This window comes from Thermococcus sp. (genome assembly GCF_027063845.1).
Classification (GTDB): Archaea; Methanobacteriota_B; Thermococci; order Thermococcales; family Thermococcaceae; genus Thermococcus.
Window position 1 is genome coordinate 1 of the sequence record NZ_JAMOQU010000099.1, and the last position, 3,400, is coordinate 3,400.

Genomic DNA, 3,400 nt, shown 5'->3' on the forward strand with positions numbered 1-3,400 from the left:
CTCACTCAATCTTCGCACCGCAGACCGGGCAGAACTTCGCGCCCTCTGGAACTATGTGGCCGTTGGGACAGCGCTTGATTTCGTGCCCGCAGTAGGGACAGAAGCGCGCTCCGGGCGGAATAGGCTTACCACAGTAGGGGCATATCTCCTGTTGCGCTTGCTGGGCAGGGGCTGCTTGCTGTGGTTGCTGGGGAGCAGGCGCACCGGCGTAGGGCTGTGCTGGGGCCTGCTGGACGGGCTGAGCAGTCTGCTGGAATAGCTGGGGGACGAGAACCATTCCAGTTCCCATTCCAGCCCCCGGACTCTTGCCGAGCTCTGCCGCGACCTGCTTCACTGTGTCCATCTGCATTACAGCTTGAGCGTTGCCCGTCTGCATGAGCCAGAAGAGCCTCTGGCGCCATTCGTCCGTGGTGTTAACGCCTTCAATCTTAACATCAACAAGCTCGAGGCCCAACCTGCGGAAGTCCTCCATGAGCTTTACCTTAACCTGCGTGCTGACCATGTCGAGGTTCTGGAAGAGGTCAACTATCGAGTAAGCCGAGAGGTGCTTCATCATGCCCTCGTTGAAGTATGCCCTGATGAACTTGGTAACGTCGCTCGCGTCGTACAGGCTTTGGCCACCAACAACTTCCGTGATGAAGAGGACAGGGTCCGCGACCTTAAACCAGTAGACGCCGTAGTACTTGACAGGCGCTAATTCTCTCGTCTGCGTTTCGCCACCGTAGCGCCCCTGGAACTGCTTCATGCTGACGAAGATTATCGTTGCCTTGAAGGGGCTGTTTGAACCGCCAACGAGCTTGTAGAGGAGCGGTAAGTTCTGCGTAGTCAGCGTGTGCCTTCCCGGGCCAAGAACGTCGTAGATTTTGCCATCGCGCATGAAGACTGCCACTTCGTACTCGTGGACTATCAGCTGGGCACCCCACTTTATGACCTCGTTCGGGTACCTCCAGATTATCTCGTCCTCACCTGGGTTGACCCATTCGATTACCTCAACCATTTCACTCACCCACCGCGAAGCTCATCCTCTGACTGAGAACCTCTTCAAAGTTCATGAGCTTCTCGTCGAGGTTGAGAACCGCCATGCCAAGGGCCTGGGGATTCGCCACCTGGGCGTTTAATGTCTTTGCCTCGTTGAGTATCTCCTCAGCGAGTTCAATCATCTTGGCGTCGTACTCGATGAGCCTTTCGAGTTCCTTCTCCTTGAACTTGACCCTGTCAAAGTAACCGCGGTAGCCGGCCTCTGCATGGAGAACTCTGCTCTCAAGCATCATGAGCTTCTTCCTCAGGTTTTCAATGCCCATCAGCTGCTGGCAGTTCACCATGGCGCACCTTTGCAGGGCCCTCTCAAGTTCTCTCTTTGCCTGTCCAAGTATCTCCGCAACCTTTCCCCTAATCAGCCTGTCGTCTTCTCTGAGGAGCTCCTTCTTTTTGTAGCCGTGGAAGCCCGGCACAACGAGCTCAAGCTTTTCAAGGAGTGAGGTTTCCTTCCCCATCTTATCACCTCAAATCGGCTGGAAGTAGAGGTTTCCGGAGCGACCCTTTATCACACCGCTCACGATTCTCTTTTTTACGGCGCCTTTAGAGCCTATCCCCCACGCGCCGACCGCCCCAGGGATTAGACCGCCCAGCAGGCCGAAGGGCGTTCCAAAGATTGCCGACGCTATGAACCCGAGAACCGCCCCGGCCCCGATTACTCCCATCGCTATTGCACTGGCCTTCTTCCTTGCACCGCTTTCGAGGGGGTATTCTGCAGAGATGACCCTCCCGTCGGTTCCGTCAACGTAGCCCCAGTATTCCTTCCCGGCATATTCGTAGCGGAGCTCCCAGAGCGGGTAGTGGACGAGACCCAGGTATCTTACTTCGAGTTCAAGCTCGTCTTCACTGACGCTCTTGTCTTCCTGCCTAGCCTCTCCAGTTAGGGCGTTTATCAGCGCGACCCTCGCGAGCTCTTCGGCCTTCTCCTTCGGAACCTCTGGCTCGTAGTAGTGGCCCTTCTTGACGACGTCCTCACTGAAGAAGACTTTGCCCCTAATCGGGAACGGGTAGCCCTCAAGGAGGGTTTTGAAGGGCGAACCCGCCGGAATTCCCATGAACTGGACCTCCTCAACGGTCGGCCAGAGCCTGCTCCTTCCGTGCAGGTAGAAGAAGTAAACCGGAACCCAGTGAAGTTCCTTCTTGGTTATCTTAGCTCCGGTTATGTCGGCCGGAGCGCCGTACTGCCTTGAGAGGAACTTCAGCAGAACACCGCCGGCGTCCTTCCTCATAGGTGGAAAGAAGAAGTGCTCGCCGGTTTCCTTCGTGTGAACATGGAAAGTCGTCCCACAGTAGGGACAGGTGGCGACCTCAACGGTGTCGGGAACCTTGAAGGTCGCGGAGCACGTGGGACAGGTAACCTCCATTTCAACCACCCCTCTCAACGCGCTGGCCCTCGAGGACCTTGAAGCCGAAATACCCGCTCAGAACCGAGCCGAGGCCTATCGCTATCCCCGTCAGCGCGTAGGCGCTCGCCGCGGCACCGTAAGCTCCTCCTATAGCTCCTATCAGAATCCCGAGGGCAACGCCACCCATGTACTCCGCCCGCCTGAGGGTCGACATTGGCTCTGTCGAGGCGACTCTCTTCCCGTCCCAGCCCGCGAAAACCGAGTGGTATATCGAGTTCTCGAACTTGTAATAAACCGTCCACATCGGCAGGAGAACGAGGCGCACCTTGCTCGGTTCCTCCGCCTTCACATCAAAACGGTCTATCCTGTCGGCCTTGGCGGAGTAGCGGTTTCTAATGACGTCTATTGCATCCTCACGCATCATAAGCTTTGCCTGCTCCTCGTCCATCTCCGTATTGAGTATCTCCAGCTTGAGCTTCTCCCACTGCCCCTCATCGAGGTCGAGCAGGCGCTTCTCTTCGGGTTTCGTCTTAGAATAGTGCTTTATGATGTCGTCAACGCCGAAGCTCGCCACCTGCCTTCTGGCGGGGCCTATCAGGTGGAGGGTCTCGCTCACGACGTCGTGGTAGTGCCTCTCAACGGTGTGGCACCGCGTTTCCGTGTTCCCCTGGCTGTCGGTGTAGGTCTCGCACTCCTCCTCGCGGACGGTGTAGTCAACATCACCGCTCACGTAAACGTCGCCAACCCAGTACGGCGCGTAGTGGCCCTCAACGCCGACAACCTGAATCGAGTCCTTAATCCGCTTGAGGTCGAAGTCCTTCTCGACCATGCGCCAGAACGCTTCCGCGATTTGGTTCTTGTTGAGTGAGGGAACCAGAAACATGTCCTCCGTCCTGAGGTTCCCGCTCAGGTGGTTTGGGAAACCGCAGTACGGACAGACGGCAACAATCGTTTCCGGGGTCACCTCAAGGGGTGCCCCGCATCGTTCACACTTGAAGGCCTCCATGGGCATCACTCAT

4 protein-coding genes are annotated in these 3,400 nt (G+C 57.0%); all 4 read right to left on the reverse strand.

Going from position 1 to position 3,400, the window contains the following annotated elements:
• Window position 1 precedes the first annotated feature (1 nt).
• Genes MVO87_RS07650 through MVO87_RS07665 form a run of 4 tightly spaced genes read right to left on the reverse strand, consistent with a single transcriptional unit; the run spans window position 2 to window position 3,387 of the window.
• Complete coding sequence (locus MVO87_RS07650; RefSeq protein WP_297552779.1) at window positions 2–997, reverse strand: SPFH domain-containing protein; 996 nt, start codon at window positions 995–997, stop codon at window positions 2–4.
• A gap of 1 nt (window position 998) precedes the next feature.
• Window positions 999–1,493: a hypothetical protein gene (locus MVO87_RS07655; protein WP_297516743.1), complete on the reverse strand. Its 495-nt coding sequence runs from the start codon at window positions 1,491–1,493 to the stop codon at window positions 999–1,001.
• A gap of 9 nt (window positions 1,494–1,502) precedes the next feature.
• A complete protein-coding gene (locus tag MVO87_RS07660; protein WP_297516741.1) occupies window positions 1,503–2,399 on the reverse strand; it encodes a zinc ribbon domain-containing protein in 897 nt (298 codons plus the stop codon).
• Window position 2,400: 1 nt separating this feature from the next.
• Window positions 2,401–3,387 carry a CpXC domain-containing protein gene (locus MVO87_RS07665; RefSeq protein ID WP_297516760.1) on the reverse strand — a complete coding sequence of 329 codons (987 nt, stop codon included), beginning with the start codon at window positions 3,385–3,387 and terminating at the stop codon, window positions 2,401–2,403.
• Window positions 3,388–3,400: the final 13 nt, after the last annotated feature.